The 24,321-nt window shown below is 71.0% G+C and carries 13 protein-coding genes; 9 read left to right on the forward strand and 4 right to left on the reverse strand.

All coding sequences use genetic code 11. From position 1 onward, the window contains the following. Positions 1–141 precede the first annotated feature (141 nt). From CMC5_RS04835 to CMC5_RS04860, 6 genes are all read left to right on the forward strand, one after another. Positions 142–2,412, forward strand: a complete 2,271-nt coding sequence (locus CMC5_RS04835) for a serine/threonine-protein kinase (RefSeq protein WP_050429317.1) — start codon at positions 142–144, stop codon at positions 2,410–2,412. 15 nt (positions 2,413–2,427) lie between these two features. Then, positions 2,428–5,538, forward strand: coding sequence for a serine/threonine-protein kinase (locus CMC5_RS04840; protein WP_050429318.1), 3,111 nt, complete (start codon positions 2,428–2,430; stop codon positions 5,536–5,538). 401 nt (positions 5,539–5,939) lie between these two features. After that, positions 5,940–6,290 (forward strand): hypothetical protein, encoded by a 351-nt coding sequence (locus CMC5_RS04845; RefSeq protein WP_156338210.1) that lies wholly within the window; start codon positions 5,940–5,942, stop codon positions 6,288–6,290. 317 nt (positions 6,291–6,607) lie between these two features. Then, positions 6,608–7,240 (forward strand): TetR/AcrR family transcriptional regulator, encoded by a 633-nt coding sequence (locus CMC5_RS04850; RefSeq protein WP_050429320.1) that lies wholly within the window; start codon positions 6,608–6,610, stop codon positions 7,238–7,240. Positions 7,241–7,372: 132 nt separating this feature from the next. After that, positions 7,373–8,482: a phospholipase D-like domain-containing protein gene (locus CMC5_RS47230; protein WP_050429321.1), complete on the forward strand. Its 1,110-nt coding sequence runs from the start codon at positions 7,373–7,375 to the stop codon at positions 8,480–8,482. A gap of 79 nt (positions 8,483–8,561) precedes the next feature. Beyond that, positions 8,562–9,284 (forward strand): 2-hydroxychromene-2-carboxylate isomerase, encoded by a 723-nt coding sequence (locus CMC5_RS04860; protein ID WP_245678297.1) that lies wholly within the window; start codon positions 8,562–8,564, stop codon positions 9,282–9,284. 53 nt (positions 9,285–9,337) lie between these two features. Here the strand turns inward: CMC5_RS04860 and CMC5_RS04865 are convergent, their stop codons facing one another. Beyond that, a complete protein-coding gene (locus CMC5_RS04865) occupies positions 9,338–14,335 on the reverse strand; it encodes an AAA family ATPase (RefSeq protein WP_050429322.1) in 4,998 nt (1,665 codons plus the stop codon). A gap of 176 nt (positions 14,336–14,511) precedes the next feature. On the opposite strand from CMC5_RS04865, the gene CMC5_RS04870 reads away from it, so the two are divergent. The 3 genes from CMC5_RS04870 to CMC5_RS04880 all read left to right on the forward strand — a co-directional run bounded on the left by CMC5_RS04870 (position 14,512) and on the right by CMC5_RS04880 (position 21,012). Continuing rightward, on the forward strand, positions 14,512–15,042 hold the full coding sequence (locus CMC5_RS04870; RefSeq protein ID WP_050429323.1) for a PaaI family thioesterase: 531 nt from the start codon (positions 14,512–14,514) through the stop codon (positions 15,040–15,042). 177 nt (positions 15,043–15,219) lie between these two features. Then, complete coding sequence (locus CMC5_RS04875; protein WP_156338212.1) at positions 15,220–15,624, forward strand: hypothetical protein; 405 nt, start codon at positions 15,220–15,222, stop codon at positions 15,622–15,624. Positions 15,625–15,792: 168 nt separating this feature from the next. Continuing rightward, positions 15,793–21,012, forward strand: coding sequence for a hypothetical protein (locus CMC5_RS04880; protein WP_050429325.1), 5,220 nt, complete (start codon positions 15,793–15,795; stop codon positions 21,010–21,012). Positions 21,013–21,030: 18 nt separating this feature from the next. Here the strand turns inward: CMC5_RS04880 and CMC5_RS04885 are convergent, their stop codons facing one another. The 3 genes from CMC5_RS04885 to CMC5_RS04895 all read right to left on the reverse strand — a co-directional run bounded on the left by CMC5_RS04885 (position 21,031) and on the right by CMC5_RS04895 (position 24,049). After that, complete coding sequence (locus CMC5_RS04885; protein WP_050429326.1) at positions 21,031–22,320, reverse strand: DoxX family protein; 1,290 nt, start codon at positions 22,318–22,320, stop codon at positions 21,031–21,033. A 155-nt stretch (positions 22,321–22,475) separates the two neighbouring features. Continuing rightward, on the reverse strand, positions 22,476–23,615 hold the full coding sequence (locus CMC5_RS04890) for a CapA family protein (protein WP_050429327.1): 1,140 nt from the start codon (positions 23,613–23,615) through the stop codon (positions 22,476–22,478). Positions 23,616–23,677: 62 nt separating this feature from the next. Beyond that, positions 23,678–24,049: a response regulator gene (locus CMC5_RS04895; RefSeq protein ID WP_245678298.1), complete on the reverse strand. Its 372-nt coding sequence runs from the start codon at positions 24,047–24,049 to the stop codon at positions 23,678–23,680. Between the last annotated feature and the right edge of the window lie 272 nt (positions 24,050–24,321).

Consider the following 24,321-nt stretch of genomic DNA (forward strand, 5'->3'; position numbering starts at 1 on the left):
TGGAACGCCATGGCGATGAGGCGTTCGGTCGCCTGTTCAGGAGCCCACCATTCTCCGCCCCCGCGGATGACCAGTCGAGGCCGCCGCGGGCATTTCCCGTCCCGGTGAGCAACGCTTCGACCAGGCGACCCGTACTGCTTCATGTACACTGCTGACGCCATGGCGAGCCTCCTCCGGTCGACGGACCCGGATCTGCGCGATCTCGCCCGGGGCGCTCCGCCCCTCCTCGAAGCCACGACGAGCCTCCCGACGGGGGTCACCTTGCTCGACTGTCTCGGTGTCGGCGGCATGTCGACGGTCTTCCTCGCCGAGCTCGACGCGACCCGCCGCTCGGAAGAGCTGTCGCCCCTCACTCCGCGCCGCCTCGTCATCAAGATGATGAAGCCGGCCACCGTGCACGAACTGGAGATGGCGGGGCTCGCGCACGAGGCGACCTTCGAGCGCGAGGTGACCTCGCTTCGGCGCATGATGGAGCGCCGCCCGCCCACGGAGTTCGTCGTGGGTTTCTACGGGCGCGGCTTCGTGGATGTCCTCGCGGGGGCGCGTGCGGTTCGCTTGCCCTGGATCGCGCTCGAGCTGGTCGACGGAGGCGCTGCAGGCACCTCGCTCACCGATCGTGTCGGGCGTGCGGGCGAGGGGTGCGACCCGGTGCGGACGCTCCGCCTCGCGCAAGGCATCGCCGAAGGGGTGCGCGCTCTGCACGAGGAGGGCGTCATCCATCGGGATCTGAAGCCCGACAACGTGCTCGTGGTCGGGCCGATCGACGACGAGACGCCCAAGATCTCGGACTGCGGCGTCGCGCGCGTCGAGGGCATCCTCACGACCATGGCGGCGCTCACCTGGGAGTATGCAGGGCCCGAGCAGCTCCTCTCCCGCCCGGGAGAGCGCAACCCGCTCATCGGTACCTGGACCGACGTTCATGCGCTCGCCGCCGTGATCTGGTTTCTGATCACGGGGGAGCACTGGTGCGCAGGGCGCGCCGACGAAGCCTGGCGTGCCGGTGAGCGGCGGCCCTTGCGCGGCGCGCGGCGGTTGCACCCCGCGTTCGCCACCGAGGCCAGCTTGCTCGACGAGATCGACGTGCTCCTCGCGCGGGGCGCTTCTCCACGGCTGCCTCGCACCGTCCCGACGCCACGCCGCATCCTCTGCCCGGCGACGGCGGAGCCCCGCTTCGAGAGCGTCGAGGCGTTCGTGGCGAGACTCTTCCCGCTCCTGGATGCATGCGCCGCGCGCTCGGTCGATCGCGCAGCCCAGCGCAGCATCGCCTCCACCTCGTTCCGCACGACCCAGCCCGCTGGCGAGACGGACGGCGTGGTCTCGATCGTCCCGCTGGCGGAACTGGTCGATCTCGATCTCACCCGAGGGCTTGGCGCCTCGATCCGGCAAGCGACCCCGGGGAGCGTCGCCTTCCAGCCCGACGGTCGTGCCCTCGCGCGATTCGGTGCGCGCTTGTTCCTGCTGAGCGATGGCCCGCCCCTCGAGGTGGACGTCCCTCCCGAGGAGCGCTCCACCATCGCCACTGTGAGCCACGTCGTTCGTGGTCCTGGTGGCGGCTTCGCACTCATCGGGCCGCGGCACATCCGCTTGCTCAAGGCTGGCGTCTTCCGCGATGTTCCCTTGCCCGTGCACCCTGCGGATGCGCCTGGAGCTGGGCTTCAGGGGGGCCATCCGGCGCGCACCGAGCGCCCACTGCTGGGCCCCATCGAGGCGGCGATCGGAGACGGCAGGGTCTTCGGCGTGGTCACGGCGGAGACCGAGGACAGCGATGGCGGGCCCGAGCTGTGGACCTCGCGTGACGGCATCCGCTGGAGCGGCCCGACCATCTTGCCGCTCGGAGGTCGAGTGAAGAGCCTCGCCTCCGGGCCTTACGGCACCCTCGTCGTCGGTGGCTCGGCACGTGGCAGAGGGCGCGCGCTGTTCCTCGGGTTCGACGGTCAAGCGAGCGTCTACACGCAAGGGGTCAACCAGCGCGCTGCTCTGGAGATCGCCCTCTGCGGCGCGGATCGCACCTCGTGGGCCGCCGGAGAAGGCTTCGTGCTCTCCTTCGACCGCGCGTCGGTCACCGTCGAGGAGCTGGAGATCTCCGGTCGTCCGGTGGCGATGGGCCTCGATCCGGTGGGCGTCCCCTGGCTCGTCACGGGCAGGGCGGTGCTACGTCGGCACGCCGGCCTCGCGAATGCCTCCTGGCGCGTCTACTTCCAGCAGGACGTCGGGGCACCTCCCTTGCTCGCGATCGGCTTCACTGCCGAGGGGGCCTGCGTCGTCGATGCCGCCGGACACGGTGCGGTCATCATCCCGCGCGACATCGCAGCGTGGCGCAGAGGCCCTTTGCCAGGCGTGCCTTCCAAGGTGGAGGTCCCGCCGGCGCTCCCTGGCACCCACTCCCCTCTGGGTCACCCGCCCCGCGCCTGACCTCGGGAACTGCACGTGCCCCTCGATCTCTCCACCCCGGTGCGACGCTTCCTCTCGCTGCCCGAAGCGCAGCGCGTTCTCGGCCCCTACCGACTGAAACGCCAGCTCGGTCGCGGGGGCTTTGCTCCCGTGTGGCTCGCCGAGGAGGTCTACGGAGACACGACGCTCCGGCTCGCGGCGGTGAAGCTCTTCGGCCTCGATGCCCGGCGCGAAGGGGAGCCCCCCGAAGCCGACCGCGCGATCATCGACGAAGCACGGCGCCTGTGCCAGGTCGAGCACCCCAACATCGTCCGGTTCTATGCCTTGCCCATCGACGAGGCGCGCGGCGTCGCCGGCCTCGCCATGGAATACATCGCGGGCGAGTCGCTGAGCGACCGGCTCCGCGACATGGGGCCGCTGCCTGTGGCCGAGGTGCTGGAGCTCGGCGCCGCGATGGCCTCGGCGCTCGCCGCCGTCCACGCCGCGGGGCTCGTGCACCGTGACCTCTCTCCCACGAACATCCTGATCGCCTCGTCGCTCTTGCTCGGTGGTTCCGGCGCCTGCAAGCTCATCGACTTCGGCATCGCGGCCGCCCTCCCCCAGAGCCGTATCCTGGATGGTGGTGCAACGGCCGCGTGGGCGCGAGAGCTCCTTCTCGGCACCGACTTTCCCGAGGCGCTGGGGGGCACGGCGCTCAGCGCGCTCCCTGACGCCGTGCAGCTCGGACCCGAAGAGATAGCCGACCTTGCCGGCCCTCTCACCCGGGTGGGGGGCAAACTCGGCTACGTCGACCCCGTCTGCTGGCGCGAGATGCGCCCCGCCACCATGGCCAGCGATCTGTATGGCCTGGCCGCCGTCCTGTTCGTGTGCCTCACGGGGCGCATCCCCGCTGCCGGGACGGGCACCCTCCGTGGGGACGTCCTCGAAGGCAGAGCGCGCGCGCCACGCCTCACCGAGGTCCTGCCGGGGGCCCCGCCCGAGCTGGAGCGCCTTCTCGACACGCTCCTCGATCCCGATCCTGCGAAGCGTCCCCACTCCGCCGAGCTGGTGGCCATCGAACTGGAGCGCCTGCGCGGATCGCTGGGCACCCGCGTCACGGCGCTGCCGCCCGAGGAGGAAGGTCCCTTTCGCGGCCTCGAGCGGTTCGAACTTCAGCACCGCGACATCTTCTTCGGTCGACGGGTCGAGATTGCCGCCACCATCGAGGCGCTGCGCTCGAACGGTCTCGTCTCTCTGCTCGGCCCCTCGGGCAGCGGCAAGAGCAGCCTGGCGCGTGCCGGCGTGCTCCCGGCGGTCACCGACGGCGCGCTCGGTGGGCCGCGTCGCTGGGACGCGGCCGCGATCACGCCAGGGCCCGATCCTCGCAATGCCCTCGCGGCGGCCCTGTTTCATGTGGGCCTCGACGTCTCTCGCTCCCCGGTCGACGTCGCGACGGACATGGTCGCCTGGAGCCAGCGTGAAGGGAGAGGCCTCGTCCTGCTCGTCGATCAGCTCGAGGAGCTCTCCACGCTCGCCGGCAGCAGCTCGGCGCACGTGGAGAGCCGCGTCTGGCTCATCGAGCTCCTGTCACGCCTGGGCGAGCGCCCCTTGCCTGGCATACGCGTGCTCGTCACGGCACGGCGAGACCTCCTCGACCCGCTGCTTGCCCACGCGGCCCTCGGCCGCGCGCTGCTCCGCGGCGCCGTCCTCGTCTCGCCGATCGAGGACGCCGCCTGGGGGGAGGTGATCGACGCAGCGCTCGGCAGCTACGGTTACACCTTCGAGGACGCCGCGCTCCGCCGCGAACTCCTCGCAGCGCTCAAGGGCTCTGCGCGCGCCATGCCTCTCGTCGAGTTCGCGATGACCCGGCTCTGGTCCGAGCGCGACCAGGAGCGCCGCCAGCTCACCCGCGAAGGCATGCGCGCCGTCGGCGGGATCGCCGGTGCGCTCCAGCGCTACGCGGAAGCGACCTTCGAACGGGCCGAGGCCGCGGGGCTCCCGACGCCCCTGCTGCGTCGCCTTCTCCTCGCCCTGGTCACGCTCGATGGGACCCGCGCGACCCGCTCGATCGAGTTCCTCGTCGAGCTCGGTGCAGGGGACGAGGCCGACGTGCGCGCGGCCATCACCCTCCTGGAGCGGGCTCGTTTGCTCGTGCGTGAGCGAGACGGTGTCGCCCTCGCCCACGACGCGCTTCTCACCCAGTGGGAGCGCCTCCGCGCCTGGCTCGCCGACGTGCAGCACGACCGCCTCCTCGCCGAGCGGCTGGAGCGTGCTGCGACGCACTGGGCCGAAGAGGCTTCGGACGACGACCTGCTCTGGCGCGGGCGCAGCCTCACAGCCGCACACGAGCTCGCGCGCCGTGGGAGCGTCACCCTGAGCCTCACGGGCAGCCGCTTCCTCTCCGCGGCGCTGCGCGGCCGCACCCGACGTCGCCTCGCCGCGGGCGTCCTCTTCGCGGCCTTCAACGCCGCCCTGATCGGCGGCATCGGGCGTTACATCATCGACATCCGCGAAGAGAAGGAGCGCGCCCTCGCCGGAGAGAGCCGCGCCCTCGAGGCCGAGCACGGTGCTCTCGCCCAGAAGGAGCAGGCGCTGGCACACCAGGCCCTCGCCGAGCGCACCCGATCCGAGCTCGCCGTGCTCAAGAAGAGCGCCGACGAGGAGCGTTTCCGTTACTACAGCGCCTTGCGCAGCCTGGCCGAAGCGCTCGCGAGCAAGGAGAGCGCCGAGAGCCTGTTGAAGCAGCTCCAGCAGCGCCCCAAGGAGCCCTCCGAGGTCCCCCCGCCGGCGGGGATCCCTCGCCTTCCACCCGATCAGACGCTTCTCGAGCAGGTCGAGGCGCTCATCCCGGAGACGCCGACCGCGCCGGCCCCCGTCGGGATCGAGGAGCGTCAGGACCCAGGCCTGTTCAACCTCGGCGCCGCCTACGCTGCACTCCACGATGGCGCTCAGCGCGCGCGTGCTTGCCGCGGCGCCGACGGGACACAGCGTCTCCTCCGGCTCGGCGTCGTCTTCGGGACGGATGGCGGCGTGGAGAACGTCACCCCTCAGAACCCAGTGCAAGACCAAGCGCTGGTGCGCTGCATCGAAGGCGCCTTCGCCGGGATCCGCGTCCCGGCATTCAAGGGCGTGCCCATCACCGCGCCGAAGACGGTCCGGCTTCGATAACGACGTCACTGGATGCGGTTCGCGCAGCGCTGGAGAGGTCTGCCGAGTCGATTCCGCGAGTCACTACCAAGGGAATCCTCTGTCAGATCTGGATGGTGAAGGGTGATGTTTGTGGCCTGGTCTACGTTTCGGTGATTGAAGCAGGAAAGCGAATACACATAGAATGGCTGTTGCTCCGACGTTTGCCGCAAATGCTGATTGCCACATCGGGCGTCATTGCATGGAGCGGTGGTTCGTCCTCATCCGAGGAGGCACCATGAGGAAGTTCTTCGCGCTGCTGGTTGCTGGCTTCACGTTGGCCGCGGGGGGTGGGTTGCACGGTGGACGCGAATGACGAAGAGGCGGCTCCGCTCTTCGAGGATCGGCTCGAAGAAGCGCGTGTCACTCGTGTCACGGAGAACATGCTCGCTGCGCTCCCTGAGGGAGAGAGGCTCCTCGTCGACATTACCAGGCCCGATACGGGCTTCATCATCGAATACCTCGACGCCTCCCTGCTCGATCGCGTGCTCGTGCGCAGCCATCGCGGTGAATACGTGCTCTCGGTGTACATGGCCTCCATGGGAATCGAGCCCAATGGAACGGCGATCCGGATCGTGCTGGCCAGTGATCCTGAACTCCAGGCAGACATCGCCCAAGGGCGCGTATTGCCAGGCACCGAACCCAGCGCGGATGGCAAGGTGATCGTCATCATTTGCGGCGAGTGTCATTCCCACGGGGAAATCATTCATTGCACCGGCTGCATCATTCTTTGAGCCGTACGTCGCCGTGAAGGCGGCTCCCCCTCCTCGGGCTCCGCACCGTTTTCCACACGTAACGTAGCTACGTGGTTTTTCGGACGTTGCTACGCAGTTTCTCGGAATGTCGCCGATCGCAGCGGAGCGAGGGCGTGGTCGACCTCGCTTCTCGGGCTGTCGTCGCGCGGCGCCGACATTGCCGACCCCGCCTTCCCCCTCCAGCGAGCTGTCTCCTTGCAGTCCCAGCATTCCCTGCCAGGCCGTGGCGTGAGGGCCTAGAAGTTGTCGCGAACGGGTCGAAGAATTATCTCTATATCGGTACAGAAGGAGACGACATGGCCGAACGGGGCCGTCCGCGTAGCTTCGATCGAGCTGTCGCGCTACGGCAAGCGATGAAGGTGTTCTGGGAGCAGGGATACGAAGGCGCGTCCCTCGGCGACCTCACGGCTGCGATGGGCATCAACCGGCCGAGCTTGTATGCAGCCTTCGGCTGCAAAGAGGCGCTCTTCCGGGAGGCCATCGAACTCTACACGCGCACAGACGGTTCGGCCACGGTGCGGGCTCTGGAGGAGCAGCCGACCGCACGTGCCGCTGTGGAGGCGGTGCTACGGGGCAGCGCGCGTGGTCACGCCAGCTCGGAGCGACCGAGCGGCTGCATGGTGGTGCTGGCGGCGAACTTGGGGGCGCCGGAGCACGAGGGCGTGCGCCGCTACCTGACCAACTGCCGCCGTGAGACCGTTCACAAGCTCTGCGAGCGACTGGAACGGGGCGTCGCCGAAGGGGAGCTGCCCAGCGACGCGGATGTTGAGGGGATCGCTGCGTTTTACGGCACGGTGCTGAATGGAATGTCGATCCAAGCGCGCGACGGTGTTCCGACAGAACTGCTCGACCGCTCCGTCGATTACGCCATGGCTGCCTGGGACGATATCGTCACCAGGCCAAAGCCGAAGCGCCGAAGAGCCCGGTGACGCTCGTGTCAGCGTCGAAGCGGGGGCTGACGTTCGCGTCGGAGGTGGGATGGGTCGGGGGGCGCCGGGATCAGGCGCTCATGTGGCTGCCTGTCGTTGAAAGCGACCCGCTGACAGCGCACGATCCGAGACGTGGGCTTCTTCGCACGCCTCCGCGACCGACTCTGGGCGCTGCTGTCGCCGGCGGAAGTGCCCGCGCTGGCGCCGGCCGTGACCGTCTCGGCGACCCCCGAACCGGCGGTACTCACCTCGCTGGCGACCGCGAAACTCAAGCGCGTCGAGCGACGACTCGAAGAAGCGGAGGCGAATGTCGAGAAGGCCATGGAGCGCGCCAGACGGGCGGAGCAACGGGCGAAGACGGCGGAAGCACGCACCGTCTCGGCAGGCGATCGTGCCCGCAAGGCGCTCCAGCGAGAGATGGAAGCCGAGACCAGGCTCACCCAGGTAGAAGAGCGCACGCGGCGCTCGGTGCAGCGCGAGAAGGAGGCCGAGGCGCGGGCGAAGGCCGCCGAGGAGCGTGCACGGTCGACGATGCCGCGCGAAGGCCCGTCGGGGGCGCGATCTCGGCGTGATCTGGACGAGCTGCCGCGTTCCAGGCCGGCGTCACGGCGGGAGCCGGCGTCGCGGACGGGGGAGGAGACGCGGCTTCGGGCTGCGGAGGAGCGCGGGCGGGGAGCCGAGGAGCGGTTGCGGGCCGCCGAGGAGCGTGCGCGAAACGCCGAGGAGCGTGCGCGGGCGCTCGAAGACCGCCTGCGCGGCGCGGAGGAGCGCGCACAGCGCGGCGAACGCAGTGCACCCGTCCACGTGGCCGAGGTGGCCTTCAGTCCGGGGGAAGGCTGCCTGGAGATGATTCGCACGCAGATCCAGCAGGCGCGACGGTCGATGGATCTGTGCGTCTTCACCGTCACGGACGATCGCCTCGCGGAAGCCATCCTCGAAGCCCATCGACGTGGCGTGAGGGTCCGGCTCATCACCGACAACGACAAGTCGATGGACGCCGGCTCGGATGTGGATCGGCTGTCACGCGCTGGCGTTCCGGTGCGGATGGATCGCACCGAGTTCCACATGCACCACAAGTTCGCGGTGTTCGACGGCCGCCTGCTGCTGACCGGAAGCTACAACTGGACCCGTAGCGCGGCCAGATACAACGAAGAGAACCTGATCGCGACGGGAGAGTCCCGGCTGGTCGAGCCCTTCGTGAGAGAGTTCGAGTCGCTGTGGAGGCGCTTCGGGCCTGCGTGAGATCGCTGGCGATCGCGCGTCGCCTCGGGCCCTGCGCGGGGCATGCGCGCGAGGAGCGTTCGTCACACGAGGAGCGCTCGTGAGGACGCTCGATCCCGCAGGCGACCGGGGGCAAGATGCCGCCATGACCTCGCAGCCGGCGCGCATCAGGTTCTACTTCGACATCATCTCCCCCTATGCCTACCTGGGTTGGACGCAGATCCACGCGCTGGCCGAGCGGGTCGGCGCGGTGGTCGACCTGGAGCCCGTGCTGTTCGCGGCGATGCTGAACCACTACGGGAACAAGGGGCCCGCCGAGGTCGCGCCCAAGCGTCTCTACCTCTTCAAGGACGTGCTGCGGCGTGCTCATCGACTCGGCGTGCCCTTCCGGTCACCGCCGCATCACCCGTTCAATCCCCTGCTGGCGATGCGGGCGGCGTCCCTCCCTCTGCCAGAGGTGTCACGCCGTCGTTTGATCGAGGGGCTGTTCAAGGCCGTCTGGGCAGAAGGCCAAGGGGTGGAGGGACCAGAGCAGCTCGGCGAGGTCGCGACGGCGGCAGGCTTGGACGGGGCGGTGATCGTCCGAGACGCGCAGGGGGCCGAGGCGAAGGCGAGGCTGCGCCGTCAGACGGAGGAGGCGCTCGCGGCAGGGGTCTTCGGCGTCCCCACCATGCTCGTGGGCGAGGAGCTGTTCTGGGGGGCCGACTCGCTGATCGAGGTGGAGGCGCACCTGCGCGGCGAGGATCCCCTCCAGCGTGAGGGCGCCGAAGCGTTTGCCCGATGGGTGGCCACCACGCCGTCGGCCCAGCGTGTCCCGAGTTGAGGCGCACCGCGCGAGCCACGCAGCCTCAGGGACCCTCGCAGACAGGCAGCACCTCAACGGCGACGGCCTCCGGCGGCGTTCCGGAGCGCATACGCGATCCCGCTCCGCAGCGAGCTGCGCGTCGTCACCCCCAGAAGCTCAGCGCCCGTCTCCACGAGTTCTCGCGCCACCTCGGGGCGCATCCCCGTGATCACCGCCTCCGCCCCGAGCAGCGCGAGGGCGCGCGCCGTGCGCACGAGGGAGGAGGCCACCGAACCACCCGTGCCCTTCATTCCCGTCACATCGAGCAGCACCACTCTCGCAGACCAGGCGCTCGCCCCGTCGAGGGCCGCGCCGAGCACGACGGCGGCGCGCGACTCGTCCATGCTCCCGATGAGGGGAATGAGCACCACGCCCTCGGCGATCGGAAGGATGGGGGCGGACAGCTCCGCGATGCGTTCCTGCTGCGCCGAGATGATCTCTTCCGTGAGGCGCGCGCGAGCCTCCTCGGCGGCCTCGCGGGCGGCAAGCTCGCGTCGCAGCTCGGCCGTGCGGCGAGCGACGGCCTCCTCCAGCCAGGCGTTCGACTCCCGCAGGTCGGCCGTGGTGGCCTCGAGCTGCTCGTAGAGGCGTGCATTCTCCATGGCGATGGCGGCCTGGGCCGTGATGGCACGCAGCGGCTCGATGCGGTCGGGCGCGAAGGCGCCTCGGGCGGCATTGTTCTCCAGGTACAGGATGCCCGCGCGCCGAGCGGCATGCGCGACCTCCATGCAGAGCACCGAGCGCGGCTTGAACCGCTCGATGAAGGGGTCGAGGACGAAGGCATCGGCGCGCGCCGCGTCTGCGAGCAGGATCGGTCCCCCTGAGCGCGCGACCTGACGCACGATCGTCACCGGGAAACCCGTCGCTTTGCCCAGCGTGTTCTGGTGACCGTTGCGGCCACGGCTCCCGGCAGCAGGGTGAGGGGCCTCATCGTCGCCGGTGGTGCCGCGCTCCCCCCTCACATCGTCCGGGCCGAGGTGGGCCTCGACGGACCAGCGACCATTCCGCTCGACCAGGAGCAGGGCGCGCTCCGCGCCGGCGACCTCGGCGACGATCCGGAGCAGCCGCTCGACGACGCGGGCGAGCACGACCTCCGTCGTGATCGCCTGGGCCGCGCGGATCGCGGCCGTGGCATCGAGCAGCGCGGAGGCGCCCGCGGTGGCCGTGACGGCCGCTTCTCCCCCGGTGACCTCCGCCGACACGCGCCGGGAGAGGCGCTCCTCGAGGCGGCGCACCTTCCCGCCGGCGCCGACGCGGCGGTACGCCGTCAGCGCGTCGGCGAGGTAAGCCCGTGCGATGCGGGAGCGACCATGACCGGCGTGGAAGGCGGCGCAGCGCTCGGCCGTGATCGCCTCGTCTCGCAGCATCTCGCCGCTCCGAGCTGCGCTGAGCGCCTCGTCGTAGAGGCGCATGGCCGTGAGCTCTTCCCCACGCGTTCGGGCGACCTCCGCCTCGATGAGCAAGTGGCGCGCTGCATAGGTCTCCGGGCAGGAGCGCGCCCACGCGCGGAGATCCGCGCGGTGGGCGGCGAGCTGATCTTGAGGTGTGTCCGGCCCTGGAGGGGCCACCTCGAGACGCGCGAGGGAGGCGAAGAAGGCGAGCTCGGTCGCAAAGAACTGTCCCGGCGCGTAGGGTCCCTTCGCCTCGGCGGCCTCGGCCTCGGCGAACGCCTCCGACCACGCTTCGTCGAAGACCCGGACCACGAGCCGCTGGGTGCGGTAGAAGCCAGCGAGGTTGGCGAAGTCTTCGCGCCGGAAGATCTCGTCGATGGCGGCCTCGCTCCAGGCGTCCGGCTCGTCGCCCGGAGGCTCCTGGCCAGGGGGCTCTCGTGGCTCGTCGAGCAGAGCGCGTGCGGTCCTCTGCGCGACCCGCAAACACGCCATGGAGAAGACGTCGCCATAGCGGTCGACGAGGGGGATGAGTTCTTCGGTCTGTGCGACGACCTCGCGCAGCGGATCTCCCAGGGCCACGCGCATGGGCGTGATGTGACCGCAGATGTGGTTCACGTGCAGCAGATCGCCTGCATCGAGCCCGGCGCGCATCGCGGTGGGGAAGTGCCCGAGGACATCCCGGAGTGGCTCGAACAGGAAGAGGATGTTGCCGCAGACCGTCTCCGTGACCTTGCAGGCGATCGTCTGGTTCTGCTGCTGATCGACGAGATCGAGCGCGAGGCGGCCGAAGGCGTGCGCTTCCGCGCCGCCTGCCATGGTCGTCAGGAACGCGCCGAAGTTCGCGTAGCCCATGGCCGAGAGGCGGGAGTGACCATGCTGCCTCAGCAGCCGCACCCACTGACTCCCGAGCAGGCCGAAGAGGCTGGACGAGATGAAATACGCAGGCATCCCGAGCGCGAGCAGCAGCCGCTCGGTGGAAAGCGCCGTCGGATCGGTCATCGAGCGCGCGGCGAGGCGCGCTTCGGGGGGGCTCCGCTCCAGGGCGAGCACCTCCTCCGCGACGGCCGCCGTCAGGGCATCACGGCGCGCCTCTTCCGTCGGCGGGAGATCGATGCCCGCGACGCGCAGCGCCTCGCACCCCACGGCCACGGCTTCGGTGTTCCTCCCCTCGCGCATGGAGAGGTCCACGCGCACGGCCGCGACGCGCAGCCGCTCCTCGGGGGTGCAGGCGCGCCCATCGAGGGCGTCCAGACATGCGCGTGCGCTCGCGGCGTCCCCACGCGCCGCCTCGCACTCGGAGCGCCCCGAGAGGAGCGCGAAGGCCAGGTCGTGATCGCGCTTCCAGAGAAATTCGTCGAGCAGCCCGGCGCCTGCCTCGTAGAAGCGCTGTGCCGCCGCGAATGCGGCACGCCCGAGCGCTCGCTGACCTGCGTGCAGGTTGTCGCGCGCGAGGGTGAGGCGCTCGTCCGGATCGGTGATGAGCGCTCCGGCCCCGTTGAGCAGCGCCACCGCCGAGAACAGCGTCTCGTCACCAGGAGTCACGCCCGCCTTCGCCCGCAGCCGGCGGCCGGCATCGCGCTCGATGACATGCCGCTCGGGCTCACTCACCAGCGAGAGCGCTGCCTGCTGCACACGGTCGTGGGCAAACCGGAACCCACGTCCCCCTGGCGAGGTCAGCACGAAGCTCCCGCGGAGGGCCTCGTCGAGCGCGGTGAGTGCCTCCTCGTCGGGCAGCGCGAGCACCGTCGCCAGCGATTCGCCGTCGAAGCTGTGGCCCAGGCACGCCGCGAAGGTGAGCGCGCGCTGGGTCCACGGCGCGAGGCGACCGAGCTGCTGGACGAGCAGTACGGCCACGTCCGCCGCGTCGGCTGCCGCAGTGGCGAGCGAAAAGTCGGCCTCGAGGACGCCGCTTTCGGCGTCGATCGAGAGCGCGCCTGCCTCGTGCAGCGAGCGCAGGAGCGTCATCGCCGAGAGCGGATTGCCTCCCGTACGCGCGAAGATGCCCGCTGCGACTTCACCCACACGCGAGCCCGGCAAGCGCAGCGTGTCCGCCGTCAGGGCCGTGATGCCATGGACATCGAGCGGCGCGACCTGCGCCTCCTGGAGCGGAACACCGGCCTGCCACAGGGCGTCGAGCAGCTCCCGGATCTCGGCCGCGCTCCCCCCTGCACCCTCGCCGTCGCGCATGGCGACCACCAGCAGTAAGCCCCGGGCGCGCCGGCTCAGGAGCAGCTCGCGCAGAAGCCCGACCGACGCCGGATCGAGCCACTGCACATCGTCCAGCAGCAGCGTCAGCGGCCGCGCTTGCTCCGCGACGGCGGCGAGAGCGCGCTCGATGACCAGCACGAGCCGGTTCTTCGCCTCCTCCGGCTTCAGCTCCGACGCTCCAGGCGTCGTGTCGAGCAGCACGCCGGCTTCCGGGACGAGGTCCACCAGCACGCCCCGATTCGGCCCGAGGGCGTCGGCCATGTCTTCGCGCAAGCGCGCACAGGCTGCGGGACCGTCCCGCCCGATGTCGACGAAGATCGCGCCGAGCGCTTGCGTGAGCGGTGCGAACGGCGCCGCACGCCCCGTCTGTTCGCACTTGCCTCCCCCGACCCGACCACCGCGCCGTGGCACCTCTGCGGCGAGGTCGCGCAGCAGGGCCGACTTGCCGATCCCGGGAGGGCCGGTGAGCACGACGACCTCCGCCTCTCCCTCCGCCGCGCGATCCAGCGCGTCGCGCAGCAGCGCGCGCTCCTCCTCCCGCGCGAACAGCGCTTCGGGAGGCGATAGCGCCACGGGCACGTCACGCGCGCCCAGCGTGAGGTCGGGGACGTGGCCGACATCGTGGAGCCCCAAGGTGAACGCCTCCAGATCGAACAGCAAGCCGGCCGCGCTCTGGTAACGATCCTCGGGGGCCTTGTGGAGCAGCCGGAGCACCAGCGCGGCGACGACCGGTGGCAGCGACGGGGCGATCGTCCGAGGGTCACCCGGCGGCCGCGCGAGGTGGGCATGGACGAGCTCCACCGGGTCCGTCACCGTGAAGGGAAGCGCGCCCGTGAGCAGCTCGTACAGCGTCACCCCCAGCGCATACAGATCGCTGCGCGCGTCGACGCTGCGATCCATCCGCCCCGTCTGCTCGGGGGCGATGTACGCGAGGCTGCCCTCCAGCGCCTCGCTGCGTCCTACCGCGTCGCGGCGTACGGCGAGGCCGAAGTCGATGAGCTGGACGGCACCCGACACGAGGTCCACGGTGATGTTGGCGGGCTTCACGTCGCGGTGAATCACGCCGGCGCGGTGCACGGCCACGAGCGCGCGCGCCACCCCGCTGCCGATGGTGAGCGCATCGACGAGAGCGAGGCGACGCTCCCGCAAGATGCCATCGAGGGGGCGCCCGGGCGCGCTCTCCAGCACCAGCGCGAGGCCCCCGTCGAGGCCTTGCAGGGCGACGGCGCGGGGCACCGAGGGTGACGCGATGCCCTGCAAGATGCGGTGCTCGTTCCGGAGGCGGGCCTCTTCGGGGCCACCGAGGTGGTGTGCGGGCAGCGCCTTGACGATCACGCGCGCGCCATCGGCGCCGCGGACGCCGCTGTACAGCACGGCGGCGCCACGATCGTGGAGGATCTCGGTCAGGGTGACGTTGGGCGGTTCGCTCATGCGAGCGCCGCATCATGCCGGCCCCTGCTGAGCACGGGAACCCAGGAGGACGCGGAACAGGCGAACCGGGATGCGCCCGGTCGGGGGGCTGCACCCGGTCGAGGGGCCTCTGGGTCTGGGACGATGGAGGACGTGCCTGCTGCGAAGGTGGTGGTTCGTGCGATAACGCCACGCATATGGTGAAGTCCTCGCCCCTCCCTCGGCCCGCCCTCGACCGCGGACGACGTCAGCCCGGCTCTGCGCTCTGCTTCGTATGTGGCAAGGAGAACCCGCACGGCCTCCACGTCGACTTCTTCGATGACGGGCAGTTCGTCTGGACGGAGCTGACCCCTGCCGAGCACCACCAGGGCTGGCCGGGCGTGCTTCATGGCGGGATCATCTCGGCGGTGCTCGACGAGACCATCGGTCGCGTGGCGTTCTTGCATGACCGCTGGGTGCAGACGGCACGCCTCGAGCTGCGCTACCACAAGCCTGCGCCACTCGGCCGGAAGCTGCGCGCCGTCGGTGAGATGACCCGGGACGCGCGCCGCTTGATGGAGATGCGCGGTCACCTGATCACCGCCGACGACGGCGAGCTGCTCGCCGAAGCGAGCGGCACCTTCGTTCGATTGCCGGACGACGCACGCGACGACCTCGCGCGCCGTCTCGGTGGTGATTTCGCGGCGTGGGAGCAATGGCTCTCCCAGAATCGCGCCGCGAGGTCGTGAGCGCTTCATCGCGCATGTCACACCTCTGGACGTCGGCATTGTCAGGTGAATTCGGACTCGTAGGGTGCGTGAATCGTGCTAGCTTCGTCCGCGCTCCAGCCAGGAGGAAATGCGCGATTCGCGCGCGTTTTTCGGCTGACATCCAAAACGAGGTGACCTGTGAACGGACGCAAGATCATGGCTCTGAGCGCGATTGCGCTGATGGTGTCGTTTTCGGTGACGGCGTGTGGCGTCGCCGACGAGCAGGGAGACGAGAACGATCCCATCTCGTCCGAATCGACCGATAACGATTCTGCTGCGCTCGAAGGGGATGATGACAACCTGATCGGCAGGCAGAAGTGCGGCAACAACGAGTGTGGCCCGGGCACGTTCTGCTGCAATGCGAGCTGTGGCGTCTGTGCGCCCAAGGGAGGCGCGTGTACGCAGCAGGTGTGTGATCCTGTCGCGAAGGTAGGCGAGGATCTCACCGTGGGCGAGGTCTGCGGCAGCGTCATCTGCGGCAAAGGCCTCTCGTGCTGCAATGCCAGCTGTAGCCGCTGCGTGCCCAAGGGAATGATGTGTACGCAGGAGGCATGTAACTGAATCGTGGCGATTGCCACATTGGCTGGACCTGCGAAGGCTCCCCTGTGGCGTCATGACCGTCGACTGGTGAATCACCTGTTTCGGTAGCGGTCGCCTGGATCATGCATGGCAGAACCGCTCCGAGCGGGGCTGCAACGGTGATCCAGCCTCCGGAATCCCGGAGACTCGTTGCAGATCCTGAACGCTCGCGGCATCGTCGCGCCTGCCGTGACCTCTCCCGAACAGCTCTCCGCGCGCGCTGCCTGGCGTCGGCTTCGCCGTGCCGGGCTCGGAGCGGTGCTCTCCGCCGCCGTCGCGGCCTCCGTCGCCGTGCCGGCGCAGGCGAACGAGCGGCTCGCGTGGATCAGCCCAGGCCGCGCCCGTGCGGTGACCTGGAGCGGCGCTGCGGCCCCTGGAGCGCGGGAGCTCGACCCGAGCAAGCCGGTCACCCTCGCGGCCGAGGAGCTCCTCGTCCTGCCCGCCGACCCGGGTGACCGCTTCGAGATCCGGGGTGACATCGCCGCTGTCGGCGTCGGCGCGGGGCTCGGGGACGCGCCCGACGCCATCACCTGGCTGCCCCTGCCGCGGCTCGCCGCCGGCCGTCGTGAGCTGGGAGTCCAGCCCTGGTCCTCCGCCAGGTTCCTGGTGGTCCGTCCGGCGGTGACCCCCTCGTCTTCGTCCTCGCCCTCGCCCGTGTTCTCCGTGCGCGTCGCTGCTCGAGAGAGCGCGCCGCTCGCCTGGTATCGCCTCGACGAGGACGTGGCCGACTGGCTTCTCCGTGGCGGAGCGGCCCCCTCGGCGCTCGTCCTGCCGCTCGACGAGACCGGCACGGCGCTCGCGGAGGCGCGGCCCCTGCTGCGCTGGGTCGAGGCGGCCCGCGACGCGCTCGCCCCCGTCCCCGGGGGCGCGGTGACGACCACCGCGGCCACCTGGCTCCTCGGCCGCTACCTCGAAGGCTCGCTGCGCGTGCGACCGCTCGTCGAACCCTACTTCCTCCGCCGGAGCGTCGAGGTCTCGGGTGGCGTGGGGGAGGCGCCGCTCGATGCGGCGGAGCACGCCACTCCCTGGCGGCTCGGAGCCGCGGCCGTGAAGCCCGCTGCACGGGCGCCGGGGGCCGACGGCGAAGGGGCGCGGATCCGACTCACCTCTGCGGCCGACGTCCTGCGCCTCGGCCTGCGCGCGCGCGCCTCGGGGCCAGCGCGGGTGATCGTCCGCGCCGGGGGGGCCGTCGTCCGAGAGATCGCCTGGCGCACCTCGCCTCGGATGATGGACCGGGAGCGCTGGACCGAGCCCCGCTGGCTCCGCGCCGTCCTCCCCACCGGGGCGCGCGAGGTCACCGTGGAGGTCGTCCAGGGCGAGGTCGCCGTCGCGGCCATCGGTCACCGGCAGCGTGTCGGTGTCGCCGACTTCTTCGAAGCCCGCCGGGATCGCGCCGAGATCCTCGAGCGTGCCGCGCAGGGGAAGGAGCTTCCCGCGGCGCTCGCCAGGGTGGACGGGGCGCCCTCGCGCGCCTCCGCGCTCGCCGCCCTCGCGCTCGCCGCGCCCTCGAAGACACTGGCCTCCACGCGCGTCCTCGTCCTCGGCGAAGCCACCCGCTGGGCGACGACCCCTGCCGAGGCCCGCGAGCGCGCCAGCGCTGCTTTCGTGGCCGCCCAGCGCATCCCCGAGGCCATCGCCGCGCCCCTCCTTCGCGCCACCCTGGAGCGTCTCGCCGCCGCGCATGCCGACCCCATCGCGCCCACCACCGAGCCAGGCGTCGCCGCCGCCTCGCTACCGTGGACGGGCTGGGGGTCCACCCTCGCCCTCCGGCAAGGCGTCGAACCGGACGACGCCGCCGCGATCACCACCCTCGGCGAAGCCCTCTCCGCGCCTGCCGACGGACGGAGGCCGCGCGCCCCGGGCGACGCCGACCGCTTCGCAGCCGCGCACGGCGACATCCCGGGCGCGGCCACACGTGCACGTGACGCCTGGGCCCGCGAGGGGCGCTGGAGCGCGCTCGACATCGCCGCCGGGGTGACCGTCTGGAGCTCGCTCGAAGAGCCGACCGACGAGCTCCCCGAGCCCGCCCCCGTACCGCCAGGGTCGACCGCGCCCGCGCCTCCCCTCTGCGACGTCGCCGGGCCGAGCGGCATGCGCTGGACCCTGCTGGACACCCCGCGTACGCGCATCGCCGTGGACGCCCCGTCGGGCACCCACGCCCGCGTGCTCCTCCGCGGCGCCGGTCACGAGCCCGAGCCCGACCTCCAGGCCCGCATCGACGGCATCCCCCTCTCGGTCCACGCCGCCGCGGGCGTCGCCTCCGTGGTCGCCGTTGCGCCCGGCGAGCGCACCTTCGAGCGCCCCCAGGGGGCCCCTGTCCTGCTCGCGCGCATCCCCCGCACCGGCCAGGCTCCCTGTGCCTCCCTCCGCGACATCACCCGCTGGGCCTGGGTCCAGGGCGAAGCCGCCTTCCTCGTCCCCGACCGCGATCGCGCCACCGTCGCCCGCCTCCTCATCGCCCCCACCCCCGTCCTCGCCGCCGCCCAGCGCGCCCCCTCGAACGCCTCCGCCTCGCACCGCCTTCGCGTCACCTCGGGCGACGCCACCTACGAGGCCTGGGTGCATCCGGGCGCGACCGGCGCCATCGAGGTCCCGGTCCCCGTCGGCGCGAGCGAGCTGCGCATCGCCTCCGAGAAGGGCGTCCTCCTCCGCGCCTCCGCCCGGTTCCACCCGGCTCTCCCGCCCCCCGATCGAAGCACCGCCCCCCGCAGTGGCGCCGAGAACCCCGACGCCACAGCCCTCCTCGAGCGCGTCCGCGCCGAGACCCGCGCCCTTCGCACCGCCCCCGACAGCGAGCGCCTTGCCGTCAAAGAGCGCCGCGCCACCGCCCTCGACCTCCTCGGCTTCCCCGCCTTCGCCGCCCTCGACCGTGCCCCGCCCCTCGAACCCGGCGACCTCGAACTCGAAGCCGCGCCCACCCTCGCCTTCACCTTGCCCCCGGGCACCCCTCCCGTCGTCCCCCTCGGCCTGCTCGCGCGCCTCGCCCCCCTGGCCTTGCCTCCCGATCTCGGCCCCCTCCGCACCGCACGGGGCGCGCGCCTCGAAGGCGAGCTGCGCCGCGGCATCGACGCCCTCACCCCCACCGCGGCACGCTCCTCCGACGCCGACGCCCTCCTGCTCGCCCTCCTCGCCGAGCGTGCGGGGAGCGCCCGCCTCGGCAGCGAAGCCTATCTCCGCGTCGGCCTGGCGCAGCGCGACGGCCGCGTCCTTTCCCGTGCCGCCACCCTCGCCACCGACGTCGCCGCCGAAGAAGGCGACCGCCTCCTCACCCTCCGCGCCTTCGCCCTCGCGGAGCTGGCCTCCCAGGCCTCCACCGCCCGCGCCGAGGCCGGCGACCCCTGGCCCGACCCTTCCCCCGCGGCCTTCGCCCGCCTCGCCCCCGTCGTCTCCTGGCGCGCGCCCCCGCGCGTCGACCTCACCGCCGGCACCGCCAGCCTCGACGTCCGCGTCGGCCCCGAGCCCGACCAGCCCTTGCCGGCCCGCGTCCGCCGCGCGCTCCTCGACGCCCCCGACCGCGCTTTGCTCATCACCGAGGGCGCTTATGCGCAGCTCCGCTTCGACCGCCCCACCCCGCTCTCCCTCACGCTCGACGGCGCCTGCCGCCTCCTCGACCCCCAGGAGACCCCCTGCCAGCTCGACGTCCGCGTCGACGGCGAGCCCCAGGCGTGCGCCCCCATGAGCCCCGACCAGCCCCCGGGCATGCTCCGCTGCGTGATCCCCGTGCCCAGTGGCCGTCACCGCGTCGAGATCCGTCCCCCTGCGGACAGCTCCATCCTCGCCTGGGTCCGCGGCGTCGCCGCATCGCAGCCCTATCCCGGCCGCGTCATGTCCACCTGGAGCGACATCGACCCGACCCGCCCCCTCGAGCTCGCCTTCGCCGGCCCCACCGTGGTCCGCCTCCGCGCCCGCCCGGCTTACGAATGCACCCGCGCGAGCACCACCGCCCGCGGCGACGATCCCACCTGCCGCCCCGACGTCGCCACCACCGCCCCAGGTGGCGCGCTCCGCTTCTCCGTCAGCACCCTGGGGGGGGCGGGTGAGCCTCCCGCGCAAGGCGCGTCGGGCAGCCCCGCGTCCAGCTCGAAAGAGGCTGCTTCAGCCTCTGCCGACGACACCCTCGTCGAGCAAGGAGAGATCTCCCTCGACCCCACCGAAGACCCCTGGGCCCGCCGTGCCGGTGTCACGCGCGCGCCCTTCTTCTGGCTCGGCCAGGAGACCGAGCGCCGCATCGCCATCCTCGGCGACGGCCCCCACATCCTCCGCGTCGCCTCGCCGGCCGGCCGCGCCCTCGTCCGCGTCGAGATCGCCGTCGCCCACAAGCCCCCGCGTCCCCGCGAGCAGCCCCCGCCGCTGCCGCCACAGCCCCTCGAACCCACCGATGGCCGCCGCCTCCGCTGGGCGCCCCCCGTCGGCGAGGACCCGGACGAAGGCGCTCTCTTCCTCGGCGGCTACATCCGCACCACCGACGGCAACATGTCGGACGAGGACCTCCGCGCCGGCATCCGCTTCTACGAGCTCGGCGTCGACGCCAACCGCGAGATCCTCCCGGGCACCTTCTGGGCGGGCGCCTCGGCCTTCACCCGCCTGCGCACGGGCACGTCCAGCCTCGGCGCCGAGCTGCGCCTCGACACCGCCGGCCGCGGCTTCATCCCGGCCCTGAGCGCCCGCGCCCGCCTCGTTGCCCAGCCGCCAGCCCTCGGCGGCCGCCTCGGCATCTCCGCCGCCTGGGCCATCCCCATCGGCGAGGTCACCCTCATCCCCTGGGCCAACGCCGCCCTCCTCGCCGTCGACGACACCCTCGCCGGCCGCCCGGACGCCGACCGCGACATCTACACCATCTACACCGCCGAGCGCCGCACCCTCGCGAGCCTCGGCGCGCGCTTCCGCTTTCGCCCCACCGTCGACGCCATCGCCTCCATCGGTCCCGCCGTGCGCGTGAGCCCCCTCTTCACCGCCGTCGACCGCATCGACCTCCGCGCCGACCTGGATGTCCTCCACGGCCGCGACCTCTGGCCCTGGGTCCAGCTCGGCTGGGTCGGGAGCTACCGCCCCAGCAATGCGGTGCGCGAAGAGGCCTTCCTCCGCAACACCTTCTCCCTCGCCCTCCAGTTCTGGAGCTGGTTCGCCCGAGGCCACCGCGTCACGCTCGGCGGCGAGACGGCCTTGCTCGTGGACACCCCCGCCTCCGTCATCGAGTCCCCCCGCTTCGGCCTCGCGCTGCTCCTGCGCTACGACTGGACCGGCAGCCGCGGCCTCCGCGACCTCCCTCCGCGCGACCTCCCCTTCCGCGACCGCCTGGAAGAGGGAAGCGGCGTCGTCTACCGCGAGCCACCCGCCACCGAGCCCCGCTGGGACGATGGCGAAGAGTGACCTCGGCGCGCTCGGGTTTCACTGCCCCCCGGGCACCTCGTTCACCCAGTGGAACCCACGGCTCACGAGCGGGAAGCGCGACAGCTCCGTCCGACGCAGCCGCACCGTGAACCGCGCCGCATCCGTGACGTCCTCGAGCACGAGCTGGTCCGGACCAGGCATCGAATAGGACACTGTCCGCGGAGGCTCCTTCTTCAGGTAATGGGTGAGCACGAAGGTCTTCTTCTCGGCGTCCTGCTCCACCTGGAAATGCGTCGGCTTCCCGCTGGTCATCATCGCCGAGAGGTAGCCGCCTCGCAGCACGGCGGCCTGCCAGCGGCTCTCGTCCGTCACCAGCGGCGGCACGTCCTGGCCCTCCCGGACGAAGGATTCGACCAGGTAATCTCCGAGCGGCGGCTCTCCCCCTCGGACCATCGCCATCTGCCGCGCGCTCGCCTCGATCTGGCCCGTCACCTGCGTGGACAGCATCGTCCCGAGGAACAGCACCTTGGTCACTCCCGCCACCCGGTCCATCCACGGTGCCCGCCACGGCACCTCGTCGATCACCGCCTGCGTCGGCTGGTTCAGGACCAGGACCTTCGAAAGCCGCCGCGCGTCGGGGAGCGTCAGCGCGACGGCCACGAGCAGCAGGTGCGACGAGTAGAGCTTGACCGGAACGTCGTAGCTCAGGTTCATCATGACCACGTTGCTCATCACCCCGATCACCACGAGGGCCCCCAGCGTCGTCGTCCGCCGGAAGAAGAGCAGCAGCCCGCCCACCACCTCCGCCACGCCTCCGAACGTCGCGTATGGCGTCGAGTGCCCCATGAAGTTCCAGAGGAGCCCCATCGGTGAGAGTTCCCCGAGGGGCGTCAGCAGTGCGATGAGGCCGGGCTCGACGAACTGGGTCGGGATGATCTTCGCCAGCCCGTAGTCGATCATCACCACGCCGAGGGCGTAGCGCAGGGTGAGCCGCAGCCACGCGGCGAGCCGCGTGTAATGCGTCCGTCGCGCGTCGAGCACCGACCAGACGCTGGCGCCGACGATGGCCAGCGCCAAGAGGCAGAAGGTCTGTACGTAGTCCCAGAGCCGGTCGCCGCTCCCCGTGCGCTGGTTCGGGATCTCGGACCCGACCCCGAGCACGTGCTCCCCTACCCAGGGGACCAGCGCGTTCCAGGGCGCCTCAACCAGGTCCCGGATCCAGTCCGTGCCGGGGAGGTATCCAGCCGGGAATGGAAAGAAGTAGAGGACCAGGTAGACGAACGCGAACCTGAAGCCGATGCGCTTCGCAAGGCTCCAGCGCGCGAGGGGCTGCTCGGCGGGGGTCATGGGAGGGGCTCGGGAGGTTAGAGTGACGCGCTCTCGGGCCATTGGGAAAATTCGTGCGGCGGCCCTGGTGACGCCCGCCGTGCGCGTGACGCCCGCCGTGCGAGGCCGCCCCGGCCTTGCACGCCGCCTCGACGTTCCTCGACGTTCCTCGACCTTCAATGCATCGCGAGCGCTGCGCTGTATCCCCGCAGTTTTTCCAGCACCCGCGCCTTTTCGGCCCCATCGAGCAGCACCGGGCGGTAATCGTTCCGCTCCGGGACCGACGACACCCGCGCCGGAATCGCCTGGCTTTCTTTCGGGACCACGCGCCCCTCCTTCCGCTGGAAGGTCGCCTGATAGATGATCGTGTCCTTGTCCTCGGGATTCGAGTGACCCCCGAAGACGAAGTTTCCAAGCGAATACACGATCTCTCTGCCTCGGTACGTCTCGATCCCCTGAATCACGTGGGGGTGATGGCCCAGCACCAGATCGGCCCCTGCGTCGATGGCACCGCGCCCCAGGCGAATCTGATCTCCATTGGGCTGGTACACCCCCTCGCCGCCCCAGTGGAAGGACACGATCACCAGGTTGTCGGGCCGCTTTTCGCGGCTCACGGACCGCACCATGTCCTTCATGATCGAGCTCGGCTCTCCGCCCGTGTACCCCAGGTTCACCACCTCGATCCCTTTGATCGTCCGCCGATCCACGAGGCCGAACCCGAAGACCCCGACCCCTTGCGCTTGCACCGCCCGCACCGTGTCCTCGAAGCCGACCCGCCCGAGGTCGTACGCGTGGTTGTTCGCCACGCTCACAGCCTCCACGCTGCCGAGCACCAGCATGCGGGCCCACGCCGGATCACCGCGGAATTGCAGCCCTGCCGAGGGCTCGCGCGGCTCATGGGTGGTGAGTGTCGTCTCCAGGTTCGCGATCGTCAGGTCGTCCTGCGACAGCAACCCCACGACGCCGGAGAACGGATAGGCGAGATCTCCCCCTCGCTCCTGCATTTCCACATGAAATGAGCCCACCCCCCAGCGCGACTTGAGGTCCGTGCCGATCGTGCAGTCGCCTACCGCGCTGATCCGGAGCGACGGCTCCTCGTCGAGCCCTGTCTCGTCGGCACGCTCCTTTTTGGACCTCGACGCTTCCGTGAGATCCATGGAAGGCGCCGCGGGCCCCCTCTCCTCGATGCGCTTCTCGGCAGCCCCAGGGCGCTCCTCGCCTGCGCCCTGCGCCTCGGCTCCCGTGCCCTGCGCCTCGGTACACGCCGCGCACACCACCACCGCCGTCAGGACGAGCGCACTCCTCGCGAGCTTCACCCCCTCAGTCTTGCCTGCGCCAGACCTCCGCCGCCAACTTCCCGGCCAGCACCGCGCCGGGCTCAGCTCCCGCAGGCCTTCTCCACGATCCCGAGCAGCGCGTCGACGTCGAGCGGCTTGTGCAGGAAGTCCTCTCCTGGCGGAGGGTCCTCCGACGCCGACACGATCGTCACCGGGATGGCGGCCAGCGCGTGCACCTGCTTCAGCGCCACCAGCATCTCTTGCCCGCTCATCACGGGCATCACCAGGTCCAGGAGGATCAGGCCCGGCGGAGGGTCCACGCGCTTCAACAGCTCCAGCGCCTCACGGCCGTTCTCGGCGCAGTACACATCGTAGCCGTTCTCCTCCAAGAGCTCCCGCAGCGCGTCGCGGAGCTCGGCGTCGTCGTCGACCACCAGCACCGGAGCGCGTGAGTTGGAGGAACTGGGCGTCAACTTTCCGGCAAGTCCCCCCGAGGACCGCGAGTCAGCCATCATCTACCTCAGAACGCGACAAGCATCGAAAGCCAGGATCGCCGGGGTCGCGCCGCCGGCGCTGCGAGCTGCGATGCATGAATAGCAGGGTCGGTTCCTGCTCGCATCACCGCTGCGCGCGAGTTCGTCGGACGCCGAGCGCGACAGGTCACGCGGGTAACGTGTGGAGATCTGGCACCGCACGCGAGCCTCGTGCTCGGGACAACCTCCGTCAAGAGGGGGACCGCGAAAAT

The organism is Chondromyces crocatus (genome assembly GCF_001189295.1).
Lineage (GTDB): Bacteria > Myxococcota_A > Polyangia > Polyangiales > Polyangiaceae > Chondromyces > Chondromyces crocatus.

Bases quoted from the DNA above. Each gene is read 5' to 3' on its own strand.
- CMC5_RS04835 (WP_050429317.1), top strand. From the start codon at position 142: ATGTACACTGCTGACGCCATGGCGAGCCTCCTCCGGTCGACGGACCCG.
- CMC5_RS04845 (WP_156338210.1), top strand. From the start codon at position 5,940: ATGCTCGCTGCGCTCCCTGAGGGAGAGAGGCTCCTCGTCGACATTACC.
- CMC5_RS04850 (WP_050429320.1), top strand. From the start codon at position 6,608: ATGGCCGAACGGGGCCGTCCGCGTAGCTTCGATCGAGCTGTCGCGCTA.
- CMC5_RS04865 (WP_050429322.1), bottom strand. From the start codon at position 14,335: ATGAGCGAACCGCCCAACGTCACCCTGACCGAGATCCTCCACGATCGT.
- CMC5_RS04870 (WP_050429323.1), top strand. From the start codon at position 14,512: ATGGTGAAGTCCTCGCCCCTCCCTCGGCCCGCCCTCGACCGCGGACGA.
- CMC5_RS04875 (WP_156338212.1), top strand. From the start codon at position 15,220: ATGGCTCTGAGCGCGATTGCGCTGATGGTGTCGTTTTCGGTGACGGCG.
- CMC5_RS04885 (WP_050429326.1), bottom strand. From the start codon at position 22,320: ATGACCCCCGCCGAGCAGCCCCTCGCGCGCTGGAGCCTTGCGAAGCGC.